17 protein-coding genes and 4 pseudogenes are annotated in these 20,502 nt (G+C 62.9%); 7 read left to right on the top strand and 14 right to left on the bottom strand.

The window, feature by feature from the left end; genetic code table 11:
• Positions 1-12: 12 nt before the first annotated feature.
• From GNZ12_RS13150 to GNZ12_RS13185, 8 genes are all read right to left on the bottom strand, one after another.
• The gene (locus GNZ12_RS13150; RefSeq protein ID WP_216673200.1) at positions 13-1,338 is read right to left on the bottom strand and encodes an acetyl-CoA hydrolase/transferase family protein; all 1,326 of its coding nucleotides are present in this window, start codon (positions 1,336-1,338) and stop codon (positions 13-15) included.
• A gap of 5 nt (positions 1,339-1,343) precedes the next feature.
• Complete coding sequence (gene ripB / locus GNZ12_RS13155; RefSeq protein WP_172310735.1) at positions 1,344-1,871, bottom strand: (R)-specific enoyl-CoA hydratase RipB/Ich; 528 nt, start codon at positions 1,869-1,871, stop codon at positions 1,344-1,346.
• 33 nt (positions 1,872-1,904) lie between these two features.
• Entirely contained in the window at positions 1,905-2,738 is an 834-nt protein-coding gene (locus GNZ12_RS13160) for an aldolase/citrate lyase family protein (protein WP_172310736.1), read from the bottom strand.
• Between the two features lie 127 nt (positions 2,739-2,865).
• Positions 2,866-3,768: a LysR family transcriptional regulator gene (locus tag GNZ12_RS13165; protein WP_172310737.1), complete on the bottom strand. Its 903-nt coding sequence runs from the start codon at positions 3,766-3,768 to the stop codon at positions 2,866-2,868.
• A 286-nt stretch (positions 3,769-4,054) separates the two neighbouring features.
• Positions 4,055-4,324 (bottom strand): LysR substrate-binding domain-containing protein, encoded by a 270-nt coding sequence (locus GNZ12_RS13170; protein WP_328805991.1) that lies wholly within the window; start codon positions 4,322-4,324, stop codon positions 4,055-4,057.
• A gap of 327 nt (positions 4,325-4,651) precedes the next feature.
• Positions 4,652-5,335, bottom strand: a complete 684-nt coding sequence (locus tag GNZ12_RS13175) for a response regulator transcription factor (RefSeq protein ID WP_172310738.1) — start codon at positions 5,333-5,335, stop codon at positions 4,652-4,654.
• A gap of 105 nt (positions 5,336-5,440) precedes the next feature.
• Positions 5,441-6,523 (bottom strand): FUSC family protein, encoded by a 1,083-nt coding sequence (locus GNZ12_RS13180; protein WP_172310739.1) that lies wholly within the window; start codon positions 6,521-6,523, stop codon positions 5,441-5,443.
• A gap of 41 nt (positions 6,524-6,564) precedes the next feature.
• Complete coding sequence (locus GNZ12_RS13185; protein WP_172310740.1) at positions 6,565-7,146, bottom strand: hydrolase; 582 nt, start codon at positions 7,144-7,146, stop codon at positions 6,565-6,567.
• A gap of 70 nt (positions 7,147-7,216) precedes the next feature.
• Here GNZ12_RS13185 and GNZ12_RS13190 point away from each other — a divergent pair, with 70 nt between their 5' ends.
• Entirely contained in the window at positions 7,217-7,888 is a 672-nt protein-coding gene (locus GNZ12_RS13190; RefSeq protein WP_172310741.1) for a TetR/AcrR family transcriptional regulator, read from the top strand.
• A 40-nt stretch (positions 7,889-7,928) separates the two neighbouring features.
• Here GNZ12_RS13190 and GNZ12_RS13195 read toward each other — a convergent pair.
• Positions 7,929-8,510: pseudogene (locus GNZ12_RS13195) on the bottom strand (IS6 family transposase); the annotation flags it as partial.
• Between the two features lie 5 nt (positions 8,511-8,515).
• Here GNZ12_RS13195 and GNZ12_RS44310 point away from each other — a divergent pair.
• From GNZ12_RS44310 to GNZ12_RS13205, 3 genes and pseudogenes are all read left to right on the top strand, one after another.
• Positions 8,516-8,632 (top strand): annotated as a pseudogene (locus GNZ12_RS44310) (rhodanese-like domain-containing protein); the annotation flags it as partial.
• A 116-nt stretch (positions 8,633-8,748) separates the two neighbouring features.
• Positions 8,749-10,821 (top strand): annotated as a pseudogene (locus GNZ12_RS13200) (putative bifunctional diguanylate cyclase/phosphodiesterase); the annotation flags it as partial.
• A 124-nt stretch (positions 10,822-10,945) separates the two neighbouring features.
• Complete coding sequence (locus GNZ12_RS13205) at positions 10,946-11,773, top strand: hypothetical protein (RefSeq protein WP_172310743.1); 828 nt, start codon at positions 10,946-10,948, stop codon at positions 11,771-11,773.
• Here the strand turns inward: GNZ12_RS13205 and GNZ12_RS13210 are convergent.
• From GNZ12_RS13210 to dapA, 4 genes and pseudogenes are all read right to left on the bottom strand, one after another.
• Positions 11,770-12,177 carry a bactofilin family protein gene (locus GNZ12_RS13210; RefSeq protein WP_407947698.1) on the bottom strand — a complete coding sequence of 136 codons (408 nt, stop codon included), beginning with the start codon at positions 12,175-12,177 and terminating at the stop codon, positions 11,770-11,772. The genes GNZ12_RS13205 and GNZ12_RS13210 overlap by 4 nt on opposite strands.
• Before the next feature lie 64 nt (positions 12,178-12,241).
• Positions 12,242-12,619, bottom strand: coding sequence for a hypothetical protein (locus tag GNZ12_RS13215; RefSeq protein ID WP_172310744.1), 378 nt, complete (start codon positions 12,617-12,619; stop codon positions 12,242-12,244).
• Positions 12,612-13,588 (bottom strand): annotated as a pseudogene (locus tag GNZ12_RS13220) (M23 family metallopeptidase). Before GNZ12_RS13220 ends, GNZ12_RS13215 begins: the two are co-directional and overlap by 8 nt.
• 392 nt (positions 13,589-13,980) lie before the next feature.
• Positions 13,981-14,895, bottom strand: a complete 915-nt coding sequence (dapA, locus tag GNZ12_RS13225; RefSeq protein ID WP_172310745.1) for a 4-hydroxy-tetrahydrodipicolinate synthase — start codon at positions 14,893-14,895, stop codon at positions 13,981-13,983.
• A gap of 408 nt (positions 14,896-15,303) precedes the next feature.
• Between dapA and GNZ12_RS13230 the strand changes: the two genes are divergently transcribed.
• Together GNZ12_RS13230 and GNZ12_RS13235 are read left to right on the top strand one after the other, a co-directional pair.
• Positions 15,304-16,596 carry an aspartate carbamoyltransferase gene (locus GNZ12_RS13230; protein WP_172310746.1) on the top strand — a complete coding sequence of 431 codons (1,293 nt, stop codon included), beginning with the start codon at positions 15,304-15,306 and terminating at the stop codon, positions 16,594-16,596.
• Between the two features lie 253 nt (positions 16,597-16,849).
• Positions 16,850-18,316: an amino acid permease gene (locus tag GNZ12_RS13235; protein WP_172310747.1), complete on the top strand. Its 1,467-nt coding sequence runs from the start codon at positions 16,850-16,852 to the stop codon at positions 18,314-18,316.
• Positions 18,317-18,331: 15 nt separating this feature from the next.
• Here the strand turns inward: GNZ12_RS13235 and GNZ12_RS13240 are convergent, their stop codons facing one another.
• The gene (locus tag GNZ12_RS13240; RefSeq protein WP_172310748.1) at positions 18,332-19,420 is read right to left on the bottom strand and encodes a zinc-binding dehydrogenase; all 1,089 of its coding nucleotides are present in this window, start codon (positions 19,418-19,420) and stop codon (positions 18,332-18,334) included.
• Positions 19,421-19,509: 89 nt separating this feature from the next.
• Between GNZ12_RS13240 and GNZ12_RS13245 the strand changes: the two genes are divergently transcribed.
• Positions 19,510-20,421: a LysR family transcriptional regulator gene (locus GNZ12_RS13245; RefSeq protein ID WP_172310749.1), complete on the top strand. Its 912-nt coding sequence runs from the start codon at positions 19,510-19,512 to the stop codon at positions 20,419-20,421.
• Positions 20,422-20,502 lie beyond the last annotated feature (81 nt).

The following is a 20,502-nucleotide window of genomic DNA, read 5'->3' on the forward strand; positions in this document are numbered from 1 at the left end:
GTGCTCCTGTGATTAGATCAGATGAAGGGCTTTGGCCTCGTCCGCGAGCGTCGCGCGGAAATCGGGGTGCGCGAGCCCGATCAGCGCCCGTGCCCGCTCCGTCGACGACAACCCCTTGAGATTCGCGACGCCGTACTCGGTCACGACGATGTGCGTGTCCGTGCGCGGCGTGGTCACCGGCCCCGAGAGCTTCGGCACGATCTTCGAAAGCGCGCCGCCCTTCGCCGTGGAATGGAACGCGATGATCGACTTGCCGCCTGCCGACCCGTAGGCACCGCGAACGAAGTCGAGCTGGCCGCCTGTCGCGCTGTACTGATGCCCGTTCACATGCTCGGAATTGCAGGCGCCGGTCAGGTCCATCTCCACAGTCGAATTCACCGAGATCATCTTCGGGTTCTGCGAGATGACCGCCGGATTGTTCACGTAGTCCACCGGGTAGCTCTCGATGGAGGGGTTGTCGTTCATGAAGTCGTACATCGCCTGATCGCCCATGGCGAAGGTAAAGACCGACTTGCCGCGATTCACGGCCTTGTTGCGGTTCGTCACCACGCCGCGCCGGATCAGGTCCACGAGCCCAGGCGTCAGCAGTTCGGTATGCACGCCCAGGTCGCGGTGGCCATACAGCGCGCCGCACACGGCATTGGGCAGCGCGCCAATACCCATCTGCAGGCAGGCGCCGTCGGGAATGAGGTTTGAGATCAGATCCGCGACCACATGATCCTTTTCGCTCGCCGGCTTCGGCAGCAGTTGCGGCAGCGGATGATCCGATTCGACAATGGCGTCGACCTCGGAAATGTGCAGCAGCGAATCGCCGAACACGCGCGGCATGTTCGGATTGACCTCGACCACAAGCCGGCGAGCGGAGCGCGCAACGGCGCTCGTGTAATCGTTGTTGGTACCGAACGTGAAATAGCCGTTGCTATCCATGGGCGACACCATCACCAGCATCGTATCGACCGGTATATGGTCGCTGAAAAGACGCGGCGACTGGCTGAAGGTGTTCGGCACGAAGAATACGACCTTGCGGTCGCCGTCTTCGGCGCCCTGGCGGATCAGCTTGCGCTCAGGCTCGCCGAGGAACATGCAGTGCGGCTGGATGCGCCCCATCAGTTCGTATTGCAGCAGCGTCTTGCTGAGAAACGATTCGGCGTGGAAGTAATAGACCTTCAGCGCATCGACATCGCCCGCGCTCGCTCGCGCCGCCAGCGCAGCCAGCAGCGAAGGCGGCTGGGACATCGCCATGCCCAGCGCCACAGTCGAACCGCTTGCAATCGACGATACTGCTTCCTCAGGTGTACGAAATTTTGAGGAATAGACGGATTCGTTATTCATAGCCATGCTCCTTAGTAGTTGGCTTCCGCTTCCGGCGAATGTCCGCGCCGGTAGATCAGCATCGTGCGCTCGAACGACATCACCAGCTTCCCGTCCTGATTGATGCCGCGCGTGAGAACCGTCACGATGCCTTGCGTGGGACGGCTTTTCGATTCGCGCTTTTCCAGCACCGTCGATTCCGCATAAAGCGTGTCGCCCGCAAAGACCGGATGCGTCGCGCGCACGTTGTTCCAGCCGAGATTGGCCACCACCTTGGCGCTCACGGTGCGAACGCTCATGCCCGTCAGCAGCGCGAGCGTGAAGGTGCTGTCCACCAGCATCTTCTTCCACTCGGTGTGACTCGCGTAGGCCTGATCGAAGTGCACTTGCTGCGTGTTCATGGTGAGCAGGGTCATCCAGATGTTGTCGACGTCCGTGATCGTCCGGCCCGGGCGATGCTCGTAGGTGTTTCCGATCTCGAAGTCTTCGTAGTAAAGGCCGGAGACCTCGCGAAAGCGGTTCTCCGCGATCTTGCGGTAGGCAGCGATGGATTCGCTCATGACATACTCCTGGTTGAAATTGAAAAAAAGCGCTTAGGCACGCGACAGAACGCGCAGCGCCTCACGGGCGATCGCCTCGTCGACCATACGGCCGTCGACCACCGCCGCACCTTCTCGTGCGGCCTCGATCACGCGGTGCGCCCAGTCGATCTTTGCGGCGTCCGGTGTCATGGCCGCGTTGATGGGCCCGATGTGGGAAGGATGGATGGCCGCCTTGCCGTCGAACCCGTTCGCGGCGGCAAACCCGATTTCGTGCTCGAGTGCGGCGCTATTGCCGATCTCGAAGCATGGCGCGTCGATGGCGCGTATGCCGCTCGCCACGCAGGCGGCCGAAATCTGCACGCGTGCGACGGAAAGTGCGAACGACGCAGGCTGCACGCCAACGTCCCCGGCATAGTCCCCCGCGCCGAACATGACCGCCGCGACACGCGAGGCGGTGGCAAGCAGCTCCGGCAACACCACGACGCCCTGGCGCGATTCCACCAGCGGTACCACGCGTGCGTCGCTCGCGACTTCGCGCAGCAGCGCTTCGACCTGCAGGACCGTTTGCGCGGCCTCCACCTTGGGGATCACAATGAAAGCCGGTTGAAATTTCGCGTCGAGCAACGCGGCCAGGTCATCCAGACCGTTGCGCGAGTTCGGCGTATTGATGCGCACCGCGAGCGCGGCGGTAGAACTGAACGGCTGGCTGAGCAGGTTGCCCAGCTGGCGGCGGGCGATGGTCTTTTCTTCGGGACGCACGGCGTCCTCCAGATCCACGATCAGCACATCGGCCCCCGCCGGGCCGGCTTTGGCGAAACGCTCGGGGCGCGTCGCAGGAGTGAACAGCCAGGACCGGGTTTTCGTCTCGACGTCGCGAGCATTCATTGCTTCACCTCCAGAAGTTCGATTGCCAACGGGGTTCATTCTCTGTCCCCATCGGCTCCTGAACAATCGCTGATTGGCGAAGCCAGACTCAACCCGAACCGAAACCGGCGCTTCTTGTGCTTTTTTATCAGCCGGTGGCGGCGCCAAGGCGCACGAGATGTTCGACGAGCCGCCGGGTGGAGGAAGGCAGCCGCTCGAGGTCGTTTACGCAGATCAGGATCTTGCGCACGGCCCACGCGTCGGTGATGCGCAGCAGACGCACCCGCATCGAGCGTCGAAACCGCCGCGCCGCCGACTCAGGGAGTATCGCGACGCCCACACCGTTTTCGACCAGGCGGCAAATCGACGCGAAGTTGCCAAGCTGGATGCGGTGCCGCAAGGTGCGATGCAGCCGCTTCGCCTGACTTTCGAGGAACACCTGAATCGACGAGCCGCGTTCGTGACCAACGAAATCGGCTTCGATAAGATCGGCAAAGGCGATCTCCCGCTGCAGCGCGAAACGTTCGTCGACTGCGGGCACAACCGCGCACAGGCGGTCGGTGGCAAAGGGAAACGTCGTGAGCGCCACGCCCTCGGGCGGCGAAGCGATGATGCCGATATCGGCCACTCCTTCCGCAATGGCCGCGATGATCTCATCGCTCGGACGCTGCTCGATTTCGATGTTGATGTTGGGGTTGTCGTAGAGAAAGCGGCTAAGCGGGCCAGGCAGCGTCTCGACAAGTGCATTCGTGTTCGAGAGGATGCGGATGGTCCCCCGCATCCCTTGGGAGAACTGTGCGAGGTCGTCCGTCATGCGTTGTAGCGCGCCGAGGGTGGCCCGCGCGTGGCGCAGGAAGGTCTGCCCCGCCTCCGTGACGCGTATGCCGTGAGGCCGACGCTCCAGCAGCGGCACACCTACCGCCTCCTCCATCTGCCGGATACGCGCACTGACCGCCGCGAGCGAGAGGTTGACGCGGGTTGCGCCGTGCGTAAGGCTGCCAGCTTCGGCGACGGCAACGAAGGTTTGAAGGTCGACAAGGCCAAAATGCATGGGATAACACACCGGGAAGTGAGTCTGGACTCGAATGGACGGGCCACGAGGCTCGCCTGCGAGAAGCATACCTGGCTTTACGAACGCATGTCCATTGTGTGCCGCGTGCCTCGACGCGACACGCAGATAGCCTTTCCCTCCCTTCACCCATTCTTCTTTTTTGTTCAATTGACCGTAGCTTACAAGCGGCCCGGCACTGCGCCGCCTGGAGGGCACCGGTGCACGCGAAGTTGATCCACACGAGCTGCACGTTGGTGATCTCCAAGTGCTGGAACGTCGTCTCGCGCTAAGTCTTGTGGTGCGCAGCGCCCTCAGGCGGCAACGCCTCCGTGTCCGTCAGCACTTCGCGCAAGCGGTCCCGAAACGGATTCAATACCGCAGTGTTGCGCAATACGCATACGCACAGGTCGCGGCGAGCCCAGGGTTCCGCGAGCTTGAGCACCACGACGTTGCTGCCTGAGTCGCTCTCGATGGCCGAGCGCGCGACGATGCCAATTCCGGCACCAGATGCAACTAGTTTCACGATCGCACCATAGCTCGACACCTGCACGCGCACGTCCAGGCGCCATCATGTCGACTGCGAGATAACGGTGGTCCGACGTAAAGAGGCCGTAGTAGTTGGTGTGCATGCGCTCGCGTTCGACCCGTATGCGTACGACCGCGCTTAAGTCGCTGTCCGCCACGGAGTCGAAGTAGACCAATTGCCAGTACATGATGGCGTCCGTCTCGCGCTCCATGTTGCCTGTGACGGCCCAGCCGATAAGCCCGAGCAACACCATGACCGACAGCGAAAAGATAGCCGCATGGAGAAGCAGCAGCCGGACGGACGTCGAGTGCCAGTGTCGAGCAAACGCGAGGGTTTGCGTGAGCGAAGTGGCCTTTCTCAATTCACGCTCAGGACGTAGCCGACACCGCGAAAAGTCTTGATCAGCGGCGTCGCGTCGTGCGGATCGATCTTTTTGCGCAGATGTCCGATATGAACATCGATGAGCTTCGAACCCGGATCGAAGTGGTAACCCCGATCTGCCTCGAACAACATTGTGCGGGTGATCGTCCTGCCCGCATGCCGCATCATGAACTCCAGCACGCGGTACTCTGTTTGCGACAGCGCAATTTCCTCGTTGCCACGCCTCACCTTGCGGGCGATGAGGTCGAGCTCGAGAGCGCCAACGCGCAGCGTCGTCTCTGTTTGAGCTACCGACGCCTGCTGGCGACGCAGCAGCACCTCCGGACGAGCCGCCATCTCGGCGAGGTTGAACGGCTTCGTCAGGTAATCGTCCCCGCCCGCACGCAAGCCGCGAATGCGTTCATCAACGTCGCCTGGCGCGCTGACCATCAGCGCAGGTGTGTGCACGCCCACGCTGCGAATGGCAGTCACAATGCTCAAGCCGTCCACGCCGGGCAACATGCGGTCGAGCGTGATGATGTCGTACTCATCGCTCATTGCCCGCGCAATTCCTTCGCGTCCGTTGTCGACCCAATCGACGCTGAAACCGCCTTTCCGCAACTCCACTGCGATATCGTTAGCGGTAGTTTCATCGTCTTCGATCGTAAGCACTCTTGACATGCCGCTCTTCCTCAGCCAGCGAAATTCGCCGATACAAATGTCTAAAACACCGAATCTGCCCGCACGCTCGTGCGCCCTTAATCAGAGGCGACTGCGCAGTCCCGCTCAGTCCTGCCGGGGTCTTGGGGAGTCACACGTGGAGTGGCACGTGTCTTTCATGTGCGCCGCAATGGCGGATGCCGTGAGCGCACAAAGCAGCCCAATGGCGCTGCCGACAGCCACGTTCAGCAGGCGTTCGCCTCCAAAAATCCACGGCTTTCCCGCCAATACAAAAGCTATTGCCGCACAGGCGCACCGGACGCCGAATGCGAGCGTGTACGGACGAATGCAGATGAGCGTCAGCATTGCGGCGAACACAACGAGCACACGCATAAATAACGCATGAGGGATCATCAACCCGACGACCACTCCGAAGGAAACGCCGACAACGGCCCCGGTGAGCCGGCTGCGAAACTTCTGCCGGGCGCTTGCTGCATTTCCGGTAACGACGCTGGCGGCCGACCAGATCATCCACTGACCATGATCGACGTGCCGCCATTCGACAAGTGCGGCAGCGCAAGCGACCGCGAGCGCGACGGTGATCACCAACTCGATATATGCGTTGCGCTTGCTGTTTGGGGAGAGGCGAGTCCACTTTGCGAAATGCGCAAGAGTCGGCTGGCCGGTTTCACGCGAGCGGAAGTGCTCGACTGACGCAACGAGCAGGATCGGCAACGCCGCTATCAACAGGAACGGCAGGACCTCAACGCTGCGGGTGATAAGCGCCTGCCGCGTGACCGCTTCCCCACTTTCGCAAGCAAGATACAGCGAAGGAATGAACGTGAAGTTGCCGAGCGAGCGCAAGGCACTGCCGCCCGCGGTCACCAGCACGGATCCCATGCCCAGCAGGACGGTGGCTACGACAAAGAGCAGCGGGTGCGCGAGCGACGCCATCAGGATCAGGAAGCCCGCGCTGATCGCCAAAGCGTGCGCGAAGACGCCGAGCGGCGCAAGCTGCGAGTGGTCGAGCGCGATGAGCATCGCGACCGGCACGATTGCCGCGGTAAGCCACTCGGATTTGCCTGATATGACTGCAAGCAGGAGCAGCGGGACGAGCGCAAACATGGCGCGACCCAACGCCCGCCTGTCGAACACGGTTTCGACGCGGCGCAAGAGCGACGAAGCTCCGGTGTGACGTTCGCTGCTCATCGCCTCTCTCCGGCCACGCTGTGCTTGTCCATCGGGCGTCATCAGCCGGCGAGCGCCTCGAGTACGTCGGCGGATCGCCGCACGAGACCGAGCCTTGGGAAGATGTAATTCAGCGACGCATGATGATGCTCGGGCGCGCCGCAGCTCATTGCGTCCTCGACGAGCACCAGCGAGTACCCGTGCTCGTGCGCGGTGCGAGCCGTCGACTCGACGCCGATGTTCGTCGAAATCCCGCCGAGCACAATGGTTTCGATGCCGCGACGCCGCAATTGCAGGTCGAGCTCGGTGCCGTAGAAAGCGCTCCATTGGCGTTTCGTGATCTTGATGTCGCGCTCCTCCACCGCCAGTTCGGTGGGAAAGTCCCACCAGTTCGAGGGCAGTCCGCCGGGGGGAAGCGCGACGGGCTGATCGACGGGCTGCTTCAGTGCATCGCCGAAGTCGGCGCTCCAGCCCACCCGGACCAGGACGACCGGCGCGTTCACTTCCCGGAAGCGCTTTGCGAGCGTTGCCGAGGTAGCCAGCACGGCTGCGGCTGGGCGGGGCGCTTTCCCGAATCCGAGAATGCCCTCCTGAAGATCGATCAGAACGAGAGCGGTAGTCTTGGGGTCAAGTTTTTGCAACATGATGGTCTTCCGTTGAAAGCGGCGAGCCGCTGGTGTATTGTGAGGGGGTGCTCACAAACAGTATATGAGAATGGCCTCACAAAAGTCAACGCCGAATACGGGCGAAGCGAAGGCGCCGCGCCGCGCCCGCGGACATGCGCGGGTGGCGTCGTTACTGGAAGCCGCAAGTGCGGAATTTGCCGAAAAAGGGTACGAAGCAACGACGATGACAGCGATCGCCGCGCGCGCGGGAGCGTCGATCGGTTCGCTTTATCAGTTCTTTCCGACGAAAGACCAGGTCGCAGGTACGCTGATCGAGCAATACGTGACCGAGCTTGAAGCAGCGTTAGTCCGGCTGAGCGAGGAGGTGCCGCTGCTTGATGTATCGGTCGTTGCGAGCCGGCTGACGACGTTTTTCGTGGCGTTTCGCACGACGCACCCCGCTTTCGTGGTGCTGGTCGACGCGCAAGATGTCGCACTGCCCGGCGCCACCGGAGTGCGCGAAAGATTGCGCAAAGGAATCGCATCCGTGCTGGCCGCCCTCGCGCCGCGACTGTCCGTGGACGAAGCTTTGTTCCGGGCCGTGGTCGTGCAGCATCTTATGAAGGCAGCCGTCACGCTGAGCCACGATGCCAGCGTGGTTGACCGTCACGCGGCGATCCTGGAGTTCCAGCGCGTGGTAGAGCGCTACCTTGAGGACGTGATGGAAGCCGGGCGTGGTGGACGAACCGGCGCAGCGAAACGAGGGGTTTTGTCGCGATAACGATTCCAGCGCGAGCGAAACCCGATATGGATAGGAATGCTTATGCAGCCAAGGAATAGGACTGCTCGGCGGGAGTCTGTCGGGCGCAGTTGTTTTTCATCTGCCCCTTGGCGATCATGTGCATCACCTCGATTCCGCCAAGCAGGATGCGGGCGCAACGAAAATTCTTGAGCCCGAGCATGGGTCTGATACGCCGCTTGATCGCGCGGTGGTCCTGCTCAATGATATTGTTCAAGTACTTCGTCTGGCGTATCTTGATGGGTGTATCTCGCTCGGCGTTGATGGCTTCCAGCGCCGCCAGATTGGCGCCACTTTTGTCGATAGTCACTGTCTCGGGTTCGCCATTCTGGGCGATCGATTCTTCGAAATACCGACGCGCCGCGGTCTTGTCCCGATGGGCCCGTAACAGAAAATCGATGGTGTTACCGGCCTTGTCGACGGCGCGGTACAGGTATTTCCATTGGCCCTTGACCTTAATATAGGTCTCGTCGACACGCCAGCTCTTGCCAACGGGGCGCTTGCGGCCGCGAAACGCTTTCTCCAGCACCGGCAACAGCTTGATGGCCCAGCGATGCACGGTTGAATGATCGACCGCGATGCCTCGTTCAGCCATTGTCTCTTGCGACACAACCCTGCAACGGCGCCGCACGCGGCGCACTGCGTCTCGCGCAATTGGGACGGCCCGTCAAATTGATGGTGGGCGGCGTCACGGGCTGGCTGGATGAAGGGTTCACCCTGGCATAAGCCACAGCCAATCGCGCGATGCTCGACCCCCATGGCTAACATATTGAAAATCAACTCAATAAACGCCACCAACTGTCGATAACAAGTTCAGCCGCTTCCCTTTTGCGGTTGGACTTAACATGCAGAGCTCATACAATTTTTGGCTGGTCGCAATCTCGTTCGCCGTCGCGGTGCTGGCGTCCTACACCGCGCTCGATTTGACCGGCCGCATCTTCCTGCTGGCTTCGGCACGTCTGCGGCACGCGTGGCGCCTGGGCGGCGCCACGGCGCTCGGTGTCGGGATCTGGTCGATGCACTTCGTCGCGATGCTCGCCTTCTCGTTGTCGATTCCGCTCGGCTACGACTTCGCGACGACCGCGTACTCGCTCGGACTCGGGATCGGCGCGTCGTATCTGGCGCTGGTCGCGACAACCCATGCACGACTCACGCCGGCCCGGCTGGTGGCCGGCGGCGTGCTGATGGGCCTCGGCATCGCCGGCATGCACTACACCGGCATGGCAGCGATGCAAATGGACCCGGCCATCCACTATCAGCCGGCCTGGTTCGCCGGCTCGCTCACGATCGCAATTGGCGCGTCGACCGCCGCGCTGTGGATGGCGCGTGCACTCAGCAACGACGATGAACGCCACGTGGTGCGCAAGCGTTTCGGCGCGGCGCTGGTAATGGGCGTCGCGATCAGCGGCATGCATTACGCCGGCATGGCGGCCGCCGAGTTTCCGCTGGGCGCCGTGTGCGGCGCGGCCAAAGGCGTGAACGCCGAGTGGCTCGCCACCTCGGTGATCCTGTTTACGTTTGCCATTCTGATCGTCACGCTGTTGCTGTCGCGGTTCGATGCGCGCACCAGCTTTCTGACCGGCGCGGTGTCGAACCTGAACGGTCAGATCGTGCGGCTCGCCACACTCGACACGCTGACGGGCCTGCCCAACCGCAGCACGCTGACCGAACGCATCGAACGCGCGATCCATAACGCGCGCCGGCAACGCTCACTGTTCGCCATCCTGTTCATGGATCTCGACGGCTTCAAGACCATCAACGATTCGCTCGGCCACTCGGTCGGCGACGAGGTGCTGACCGCGTTCGCCCAGCGCCTTCTGCTGTGCGTGCGTGCGAGCGACACCGTCGCGCGTCTCGGCGGCGACGAATTCGTCGTGCTGTCCGAGAACCTGGCTTCACGCGAAAACGCCGGCGCGATGGCCGAGAACGTACTCGAGCGGATGCGTCAGGGCGTATGGACCGATTCGCAACCGCTGCAGGTGATGCCGAGCATCGGCATCGCGCTCTACCCCTACGACGGCGATACCGTCGACACGCTGTTGAAACATGCCGATGCGGCCATGTATGAAGCCAAGCGCGCGGGCCGCAGCACCTATCGCTTCTTCGAACAAAGCATGAATGAAGCCGCGACGCGCACGCTGCACATTCAAAGTGCGCTGCACGAAGCACTCACCGCCGGCCATTTCTCACTGCACTTCCAACCCAAGTTCCGCGGCCGCGGCGACTCGCTGGCGGGTGCCGAAGCGCTGATCCGTTTGAATCATCCGCTGCTCGGCTCGCTGGCGCCGCTCGAGTTCATTCCGATTGCCGAACGCTCAGGCCAGATTGTAGAGATCGGCTACTGGGTCCTGCGCGAAACATGCCGGCAGATTCGCCGCTGGATCGAGCAAGGCCTGCCGTCGATGAAAGTGGCGATCAATCTGTCGCCGCGCCAATTGTCGCAACCGAACCTTGTCACGGCGATGCTCAAGATCGTGACCGACGAAGGCGTGCAATGCGAGCAGATCATGTTCGAAATCACCGAGGCCGTCGCGATGCAGGACGCCCCGCGAACCATCGAAATGATTCGCGCCTTCCACGCCAGTGGTTTTGAAATCGCCATCGACGATTTCGGCACCGGCTATTCCAGCCTCGCCTACCTGCAACGCTTTCGCGTCAAGCAGTTGAAGATCGACCGCTTCTTCACCAACGGGCTCGACGAGCACGGACCGGAAGGCAGCGCGATCGTTGCCGCGATCATCGCGCTCGCGCACTCGCTGGACATGGACGTGGTGGCGGAAGGCGTCGAAACCGAGTCGCAACGCGATATGCTCAAGTCGATGATGTGCGACGAGATGCAAGGCTTCCTGCTAGGCCAGCCGCTCACCGCCGACGGCTTCGGCGCGATGCTCCGCGGAAGAATGGTGGCCGCATGAGCATCAGGATCTGTTTGAAACGCGTGTTTCTATGCGGCTCAGTGCGTCCATTGATGGCCCGCCCCGCTGCGTGGCCTCGTTTTACCGATAAGCAGGAACAGGCAGATTGGCTGCTGGAGACTTCATGAAGATTGATGTAGCAACGTTCCAAACGGTGTGGCTGATCACGTTTCTGTGCAGCGCCCTGATCACGACAGCACTCTCGCGCATGTTTGCGCAGGTCGCCGCCTTCCGTTTCTGGGCCGTCGGCTTTTACCTGCTTGCAACCGCCACGGCATGCTTCACGTTGCATAAGATCTGGCCCAACGATCTGCTGCTGGTGGCCACCGCGACCCTGGCGTTGCAAAGCCGCATTCTGATCTGGTCGGGTACGCGCGATCTGTTCGGTGCATCGGCGCGCTGGCGCGCCGGCCTCGTCGTCACTGCCGTGTTCTGCCTGCTGTATGGGAGCGCGCTGGCATGGCATGCTCCACTGGCGGTGCGGGCCGGCTTGCTGGCGCTGTTTTTCGCGCCGTGCCGCGCGGCGACGCTCTATGAAGTGTACCGCCGGCGCAGTCCGCAACTCGGACCGGCACGGATGCTGGTAGCGGTGGGGAGTGGTATCGCGACGCTCAACGCCATCGTGCCGCTCGTGCTCGTGCTGCTCGACCGCGCCAACACGACACTGCTGTACGGCAATCCTCGCACTACCTCGGTGGTTTATGCAGTGGTGTTTGCTGGTGATCTGCTGCTGACCATCGGCCTGATCGTGCTGGCCTTGCACCATCTGATCGTCGAACGCGACATGCTCGCCACGCTCGACCGCGGCGCGCTGGAGCGTCTCGCCGAAGCACGGGAAATGCGCGCACTGAGCGAATCGCGGCCGCCGCGCAGCGATGCGCTCGGCCACGACGCGGCCGCACGATGCCAGTCGCTGCCGGGGGCCGGTTTGACGCAGAACGCGGCCGGTTAACCGGCCTTGCGCGCCTCGTGTGCGGGATCGGCCACCGACACGAGAATCGGCGTCGCCGCCTGAGCGGTGTCACGCTTGGTGAGCTTGCCGTCTACCGAGGCGCCGCAATCCATCCGCAATTGCTGGTAGTAGATGTTGCCGGTCACGTGCGCGTTGCTCTGCAACTCGACGAAATGATCGGCGATCACGTCTCCGACGATCCGGCCGTTGACCACCACGTCATAGCCATGCACGTTGCCTTCGATCGAGCCGCGGTCGCTCAATACCAGCAGCGTCTGGGTGCCCGGCTCGCCGCTGACGTTGCCCTTCACGTGGCCGTCCATGCGCAGGCCATCGCTGAACAGAAGGTCGCCTGTGATCCGCACGTCGTGTGCGATGAGGGTGGCGAGCTTGGTCTGCTGGATGCCCGCGTGTTTTTTTTGCTGAACATAAGTATCTCTTTGAAATGAAAATGTTCGCCGCGTGATGCTATCCCGGCGGCTTCGTCTTGCTCTGACCGCGCAGAAACTGCAATTCGGCGTTCAATCGCGCGACGTCGGTGGCGGCGCTGTCCGCGGTTTTCTGCACCGCGGCGCGCGCCGCCGATTCCTGCGCGAGCGCAAGCCGTGTACGGGCGAGTTCAGCCTGATCGGCGGTTTCATCGGCCGGCGCCGCGCTGCATTGATCAGCCGGTGTGCCGGCGCGCTGCGCATGCCAGGCCGCAACGGCCGCCGCGCCGCCTGCCGCGCCGAGCGCGCACACCAGCACCCACATCGTCACGCGAAGGACGAGCGGCCGCGCGGGCTGCAACGTATAGGCGCGGTGCGCCAGACTGCCCGCATCGCGGGAAAACCGTCGCTCAACCATGGGGCGTGGGTGCGAATAGTGCGAGGTAGGCAGCCGGATCGACCGGCGCGCCGTTGACCAGCACTTCGAAATGCAGATGCGGGCCGGTGGAGCGGCCGGTCGAGCCGACATCGGCGACATACTGGCGCGGCAGCACCAGATCCCCGACATGCACGACGATGCGCGACGCGTGGCCGTAGCGGGTCACGAGTCCGTTGCCGTGATCGATTCCACCGCGTTGCCATAGCCCGATTTCTCGCCGGCGAAGATCACCCGGCCGCCCGCCGCCGCAAGAATCGGCGTACCGGTTTTGGCGACCAGGTCGAGACCCGGATGAAAACTCAAATGATGTGTGAACGGATCGGTGCGATTGCCGAACGGCGAGCCAGAACGCGCGCCGTCGACGGGCATGCGGCCGGGAAAAGCGGCGTACGCGATCGCGTGGTCGGCGGTTTGTTGCTCGAGCGCGGATAACGTCGCGGCGATGCAATCCAGCTGTTGCCGGGTGCGCGCGGCATCGGCAAGATTGGCGGGGGGCGGCATGACATCCGTACAGCGGCGCGGCGGTAAGGAAGGGCCGCCCTCGCCTTCGCTGTCGGTGGCGGACATGTCGGGCTCCGAGGCGGCGCCCGGCGTGGCTGGGATGGCCGGTGCGCGCGGCGCCGGCCGCGGTGTATTCAGACGTGCTTCGAAATCGCGCAATGCGCCGACCTGCATCGTCAGGCGCGCGATGCGCGGTTCGATCTGCGCCACGGACGCGTTCAGCTTGCCGAGTTGATCGATCGCATAGTCGTGCTCGACACGATTCGCAGCCTGATCGCCGGCACCGCCGTGCGCCGGCCAATGCATACCGATCGCGATGCCCGCGGCAAGCGCCAGCGCCGCTGCGCCGAACGCCGAGGCAACCGCGATGGTCAGCGCGGTGCGGCGCGTGACGAAGCTGACCGAGCCGCTGGACAGTTGACTGCCGACGCGAAATACGGAGGACATCAGCGGCGCCCGGCGCGTGCCATGCGGCACGTGCAAGGCCACGCACGGGCGGCACAACACACGGTCGACAGGTTCGGCGTGTTGAATGCACCCAGCGCGCTGGGCATGCTGAAGAAGCACAGGAGATCGGCGGACAAGACTAACTGGATGCGGCATCAACCGGACACAAAGCCGGTGGCGATAATGGACAAAGGGCGCCGATTATCGCCTAGCATCACGAACCATCATCTCAAATACCAATGGCGGTGCAAGATGCCGTGTGCCGTGTGCCGTGTGCCGTGTGCCGTGTGCCGTGTGCCGTGTGCCAGACGTCGCCTACCCGATGCGGTTCCGAACGCCGCGCGCTTGCCGTGTGCGTCATGCGACGATGCGCACGGCAAGCGAATCCGTACTCACGCCGACAATGCCGCCGCGTGGGGTTCCATCCGATCAAGCCCTTCCAGTTCCCTGAGCCGCGCGGCCAGCGCATCGCCGGCACACGTCATCGGCATACGCAACTCGTTGCGTATCAGCCCTTGCGCGGCCAACAACGCCTTCACGGGCGCCGGATTCGGTTCGACGAACAGCGCCTGGATCAGCGGCGCGAGCTCATGAAAAATACGCCGCCCTTCATCGAGCCGGCCCGTCGACAGCGCGTGATACAGCGCGACGAACCGTTCCGGCCGCAGATGCGCCGAGGCCGCGATCGCGCCGCTGCCGCCCAGACACAAGGTGTTGAAAATATTGATGTCTTCGCCGGTCAGCACCTGCAAGCGTCCGTCGCGAATCAGCGCGAGCGTGGTGTCGAGCGAACCGGCGCAATCCTTCACCGCCTGAATTCGCGGATGCGCGGCCAGCGTCACGAGCGTATCGAGTTCGAGCCGCACGCCGGTTCGATACGGAATGTCGTACAGCACGACGGGCTTGTCGCTCGCATCGGCAAGCGCCATGAAATGCCCGACGATGCCCGCTTGCGAAGGCCGGATGTAGTACGGCGCGGCCATCAGCACGCCGGCGATCGGCAGTGCGTTCAGTTGCTCGATGCGCGCCTCCATGCTCGCCGTGCGATTGCCCGACACGCCGACCAGCACCGGCAGCGCGGGTGTATGGCGGGCGGCGGCTTGCGCCTCGTCGAGAATCGTCGCCAGCACGGCGTCCTGCTCGGCGTCGTCGAGCGCGGACGGCTCGCCGGTCGTGCCGAGCGCAACCAGCCCGGCAATGCCCGCGTCGGCATAGCGGCGCACCAGCGCGCGCAACGCGGCATGATCGACCTCGCCGTCGGCGAATGGAGTGATGAGCGGAACCCAGATACCCGAAAAAATAGACATGTTTTTACCTCGATGACGACCGTATCGATTCCGATCAGCGGTGCGAGGGAGGAAAAACAGGAAATGCCGCAGAGGGCGTTGACCGGCTGTTCCGTCGCAACATCTGACGGAACAGCGGCTCCGGTCAGATGAGCGGCTGTTTTTTGGCTTTAGCGCTAACGTTCGCGAGATTCGCGCGTGCGGCCACGACGCTCGCAAAAGCGAGACGTGCAGTGGTTGACGGGCGGAGTCGGAGCGTTTGGCCGGAATGCATGCAACGCAGTGTAACCGCGTCCGGCCAAGGTTTGCAAAGCGGGTTGGCCAAACGGTTGGCCAAACGCGCAAAATTGCTTGACTTCTACGACAGGGAAACTAATATACGCACCGCGTACATAGCCGGTACGCAACCCACTCCGACAAGGTGACCGCATGAGCGTTCCACAACAAGCCTTCCTGCGCGATGCGATGCGTCGCATGAACATGACCCGCGAGACGTTCGCGAGCCGCATTGGCGTATCACGCCGCGCGCTCGACACGTGGTTGTTGCCGGACGATTCGCAGGAATCGCGGGCCATGCCGGAGATCGTCGAGCGTTTCGTGTCGGAAATCGTGGTGCACGGCGAACCGGGCGAAAAGTATACGCAAAGCGTAGATTCGCAGTCGCTTGCTAGCCAGATGCTGTTCGAAGGCAAGCCACAGTTGCTGTCGGTCGATCAGTTCTCGCGCGACTCGGTCGAGGCGCTGTTTCGCGTGGCCGACATCATGCAGCCGATCGCGCGGCGCCGGAAAATCTCCCGCGTGCTCGAAGGCGCGGTGCTCGGCAACCTGTTTTTCGAGGCCAGCACGCGGACTCGCGTGAGCTTCGGCGCGGCATTCTGCCGGCTCGGCGGCTCGGTGTGCGATACCACCGGCTTCACGTTCTCGTCGATGGCCAAGGGCGAGTCGATTTACGACACCAGTCGCGTGATGAGCGGCTATGTGGATGCACTGGTGATCCGCCATCCGGAACAAGGCTCGGTGGCCGAATTCGCGCGCGCCACCAACGTGCCGGTGATCAACGGCGGCGACGGCCCGGGCGAGCATCCGAGCCAGGCGCTGCTCGACCTGTACACGATCCAGCGCGAGTTCTCGCGGCTGGGCAAGATCGTCGACGGTGCGCATATCGCGCTGGTCGGCGACCTGAAATATGGCCGCACGGTGCATTCGCTGGTCAAGCTGCTGGCGCTGTATCGCGGCATCAAGTTCACGCTGATCTCGCCGCCCATGCTCGAAATGCCGAGCTACATCATCGAGCAGATTTCGCGCAACGACCACGTGATCGAGCAGACCCACGATCTGACCGCCGGGCTGCGCGGCGCCGATGTGGTGTACGCCACGCGGATCCAGAAAGAGCGCTTCACCGACGAATCGTTCGAAGGCTATACCCCGGATTTCCAGATCAACCAGGCGCTGATGGACAGCGTATGCGGCGCCGATACGCTGATCATGCACCCGCTGCCGCGCGACAGCCGGCCGGGCGCGAACGATCTGAGCGTCGATCTGAATCACGATCCGCGCCTCGCGATTTTCCGGCAAACCGATAACGGCATCCCGGTGCGGATGGCGATTTTCGCGGTGCTGCTGGGGGTGGAAAAGCTGGTCCAGCATTCGATGCGCGATGCCGCGTGGCGCCCGCCTGCTTATCTTGGGCCGGACGATGCGGTGTTTCACGGCATCGATTGATCAGGATTCGACGATCATAAAAAGACGGCCTTGCGGCTCGCCCGCAAGGCCGTTTTGGTCAGCGCAGCACCGAACTTCAGCCCACACCCGATTAAATCCAGACTAGACTGAATTCGTCAGTTCCCTCCTCTACCGCAACACCAACAGTGTCAGTCGCCGTTAAAGCAGTCGCCTTAAACGCAGTCGCTTATTGCAGTGCGTCACGAATCGATGCGATTCCGGATTCACCAACATACGAACTGGACGACTTATCATGGCCGACACGAGTTATATGGCGCGCAAGTCCGTCGCGGATATTGTCGCAAGCGCTGAGGGCGGTGAACGCCATCTGTCGAAGTCGCTGGGCGCGCTCAGCATTACGGCGATGGGTATCGGCGCGATCATCGGCGCCGGCATCTTTGTTCTGACGGGCACGGCCGCAGCCCAATTTGCGGGGCCGGGCATCATTCTTTCGTTTGTCCTCGGCGGGATTGCCTGCGCCTTTGTCGGACTTTGCTACTCCGAACTGGCTGCCATGCTGCCGGTCTGCGGCAGCAGTTATACCTACACCTATGCCACGCTCGGCGAATTATTCGCATGGATCATCGGCTGGGATTTGATCCTCGAGTATGCGATGGGTGCGGCGACCGTTGCGGTCGGCTGGTCGGGCTACATCGTGAGCCTGTTGCACAACGTCGGGATCAGCATTCCGCCCACCCTGGCGGCTGCACCCGGCACCACGGTCACGCGCGCCGATGGCAGCACGGTGGCCGGTATCGTCAATTTGCCGGCGGTCTTCATTATCGCCGTGCTGACCACCATGCTCGTGCTCGGCACCAAGGAGTCGGCGCGGCTCAATAACATCATGGTGGCCATCAAACTGACCGTGGTGGTGGCGTTCATTGCGATCGGCGCCTTCTTTATCCATCCGGCTAACTGGCATCCGTTCATTCCGCAGAATACCGGCCAATTCGGCAATTTCGGCGCGAGCGGCATTCTGCGCGGATCGGCCGTCGTGTTCTTCGCTTTCATTGGCTTCGATGCGGTGTCCACCGCGGCCCAGGAGGCACGCAAGCCGCAAATCGATATGCCGATCGGCATTCTTGGCTCGCTGGTGATCTGCACGGTGCTCTACATTGCGGTCGCGGGCGTGCTGACCGGACTCGTTCCGTATGCCGAGCTCAACGTCCCGGATCCGATCGCGAAAGGCGTCGATGTGATCGGCGTCACCTGGTTTTCCGTGCTCATCAAGATCGGCGCGCTGACCGGCTTGACGACCGTGATACTCGTGCTCCTGTATGGCCAGAGCCGCATCTTCTTCACGATGTCACAGGATGGCCTCCTGCCGCACCTGTTCGCGCAAGTTCATCCGCGTCTGCAAACGCCCCATCTGAGCCAGATGATGATCGGCGCCATCGTCGCGGTTGTGGCGGCGTTCACGCCGATCAACGTGTTAGGCGAGATGGTCAGCATTGGCACCCTGTTCGCGTTCGTGCTCGTCTGCGGTGCCGTGATCTATCTACGCCGCAGCGACGCGGACGCCGCGAGGCCGTTCCGCGCGCCGGGCGTGCCGGTCATCCCGATCCTCGGGATTCTGTTTTGCCTGCTGCTGATGGTCGGGCTGCCACTCATCACGTGGTTACGGCTCTTCGTCTGGCTCGTGATCGGGCTCGCCATCTATGGGATCTACGGTCGCAATCATTCGCGACTTCGACATCCGGAGCGCGCGCCCGACTTATAGCGCAGCGCGTCGCACTCAACCCCACGCCTCGCGGGACTTGCCTTCCACGACCGTGCATTGCAGACCCGACATACGGCCGGCCGCGTCGATTGCCGTCTCCAGTTCAGCAAACGGATACGACTTCAATTCGACGGCCTCGAGAGGAATCTGCCCCGACGCCACCAGAGAAACCAGCGCGAGATAGTCAGCGCGCGTGTACATGAAGTGGCCGATCAATTCCCAGTTGTTCAACAACATCTCCTGGTACGTAATCGGCAAGTCCACTTGCATGCTGCCCATCAGCACGAGCCGCCCGCCGCGGCGCAGGCTGCGCAATGCGGCCAGCGTCGCGTTCGCGTCGGTGGCGTGGCCGACCATGTCGAACCCGAGGTCCACGCCGCCACCGCTTGCGGCACGAATCGCCGCTGTATCTTGCGCGACGTCGCCAGTCAACACGACAGGCACCACCCGCCCACGGCCTTGCTCGACCAGCGCTTGCAGCGGTTCCGGGCGTCGGCCGAGCGCGACGACCTTGCTCGCGCCGAGCGCCAGCGCTGCGATCACAGCCGCCGATCCGAAGTAACCGCTCGCGCCGTTGACCACCACCGTTTCGCCTGCTGACAGACGACCGCGTCGCAAACCACCGAACGGCACCGAGAATTTGCCCAGCACTGCGAGCCGGGCGGCATCGACGTCCTCCAGACCGTCCAGCGCGATTAGCGTCGACGCCGGGAATTCGGCCATTTCGCGCAATGTGCCGTGCGGAAACTCAGCCAGCAGCGCAGCGCTGTCGGCGCTGATGGCGGTGAGCCCTAACAGCCCTTGCGCCGGCTCGCGCACCGTTTCGTCGGCAATCCAGTACGGATTCACGGCGACCCGCTGACCGGCACGAAACGCCACCACGCCCTCGCCGACCGCGACGATCCGGCCAACGCCATTGGTACCAGGCGAAAACGGTCCCGGCGGGCACGCATACCCCAACTTCCCTTCGACATAGTCGCGCGTGTAACTCAACAGCGGCACCGCCTCCATCCGCACCAGCACCGCATTCCGGCGCGGCTGCGGTTGGGTTACGTCGCGCAAGGCCAGCGGCTTGCCGGGTTCATCGAGCATCCAGGCTTTCATGTTGATGTTCCTCAGTTCGTTTCGGTGGTTGAACTATAGAAGCGTGGTACGTATTCTAGAAATCAATTACTCATATGCGACCCATCAACATGATTGATTTACGCGGCATCGATTTGAATCTGCTGGTTTCGCTCGACGCGCTACTCGCCGAGTCGAACGTCACGCGTGCGGCCGAGCGGTTGCATCTGACACAACCGGCCGTCTCCACGCAACTCTCGCGCTTGCGACAGATCTTCGGCGATCCGCTATTGCTGCCCGCCGAAACCGGGCGCGGCATGACGCGCACGGCCCGGGCGCTGGAGTTGATGGCGCCGCTGCATGCAGCGTTGAAGAATCTCGAAGCGGTGGTGCGCCACCAGCCCGCCTTCGATCCTCTGACCGACCTTCGGCGCTTTGTGATCGCCGCGCACGACAACGCCACCGTGGTGCTCGGCATGCGCCTGATGGAGCGCCTGCCGAGTTCTGCGGGGCCGGGTGTGCGCGTCGCGTTCGTGATCGGCGATCAGCCCACCGCCGCGTCGCGGCTCGAAAGCGGTGAGATCGACCTGCTGCTGGGTTCCGACCGGATGATTCCGCCGTCGATGAAAGCCCGCAAGCTCTATGACGAGCACTTCGTGTTCGTCCAGCGCAAGGGCCATCCGCGCGGCACGGCCCCGCTCGACCTCGACAGCTACTGCGCGCTCGATCACGTCCTGGTGTCGACCAGCGGCGGCAGCTTTCACGGCTTCATGGACGAGCATCTCGACGAACTCGGCCGCGAGCGGCGCGTCGCGCTGTCGGTCCAGCACTTCACGCTGGTGCCGGAGTTGCTGTCGAAAACCGACTATGTTTCGACCCTGCCGTCGCGCTTCGCGGCACGCTACATCGATCAACTCGATATCTTTGCGCTGCCGTTCGACGCGCGCGGCTTCACGTTGTACGCGGGATGGCATCCGCGCAACCAGGCCGATCCGGCACTCGTGTGGCTGCGGGAAACGCTGACCGAGTTGGCGGCACAGTAAGAAGTGGGGGCGGACTCAGTCCGCCCTTCGCTCAGCAAAGGCGCATCACGCGCCGCAAGAACCAATCGAGCGACAGGCGCA

It is taken from the genome of Paraburkholderia solitsugae (assembly GCF_013177695.1).
GTDB lineage: Bacteria > Pseudomonadota > Gammaproteobacteria > Burkholderiales > Burkholderiaceae > Paraburkholderia > Paraburkholderia solitsugae.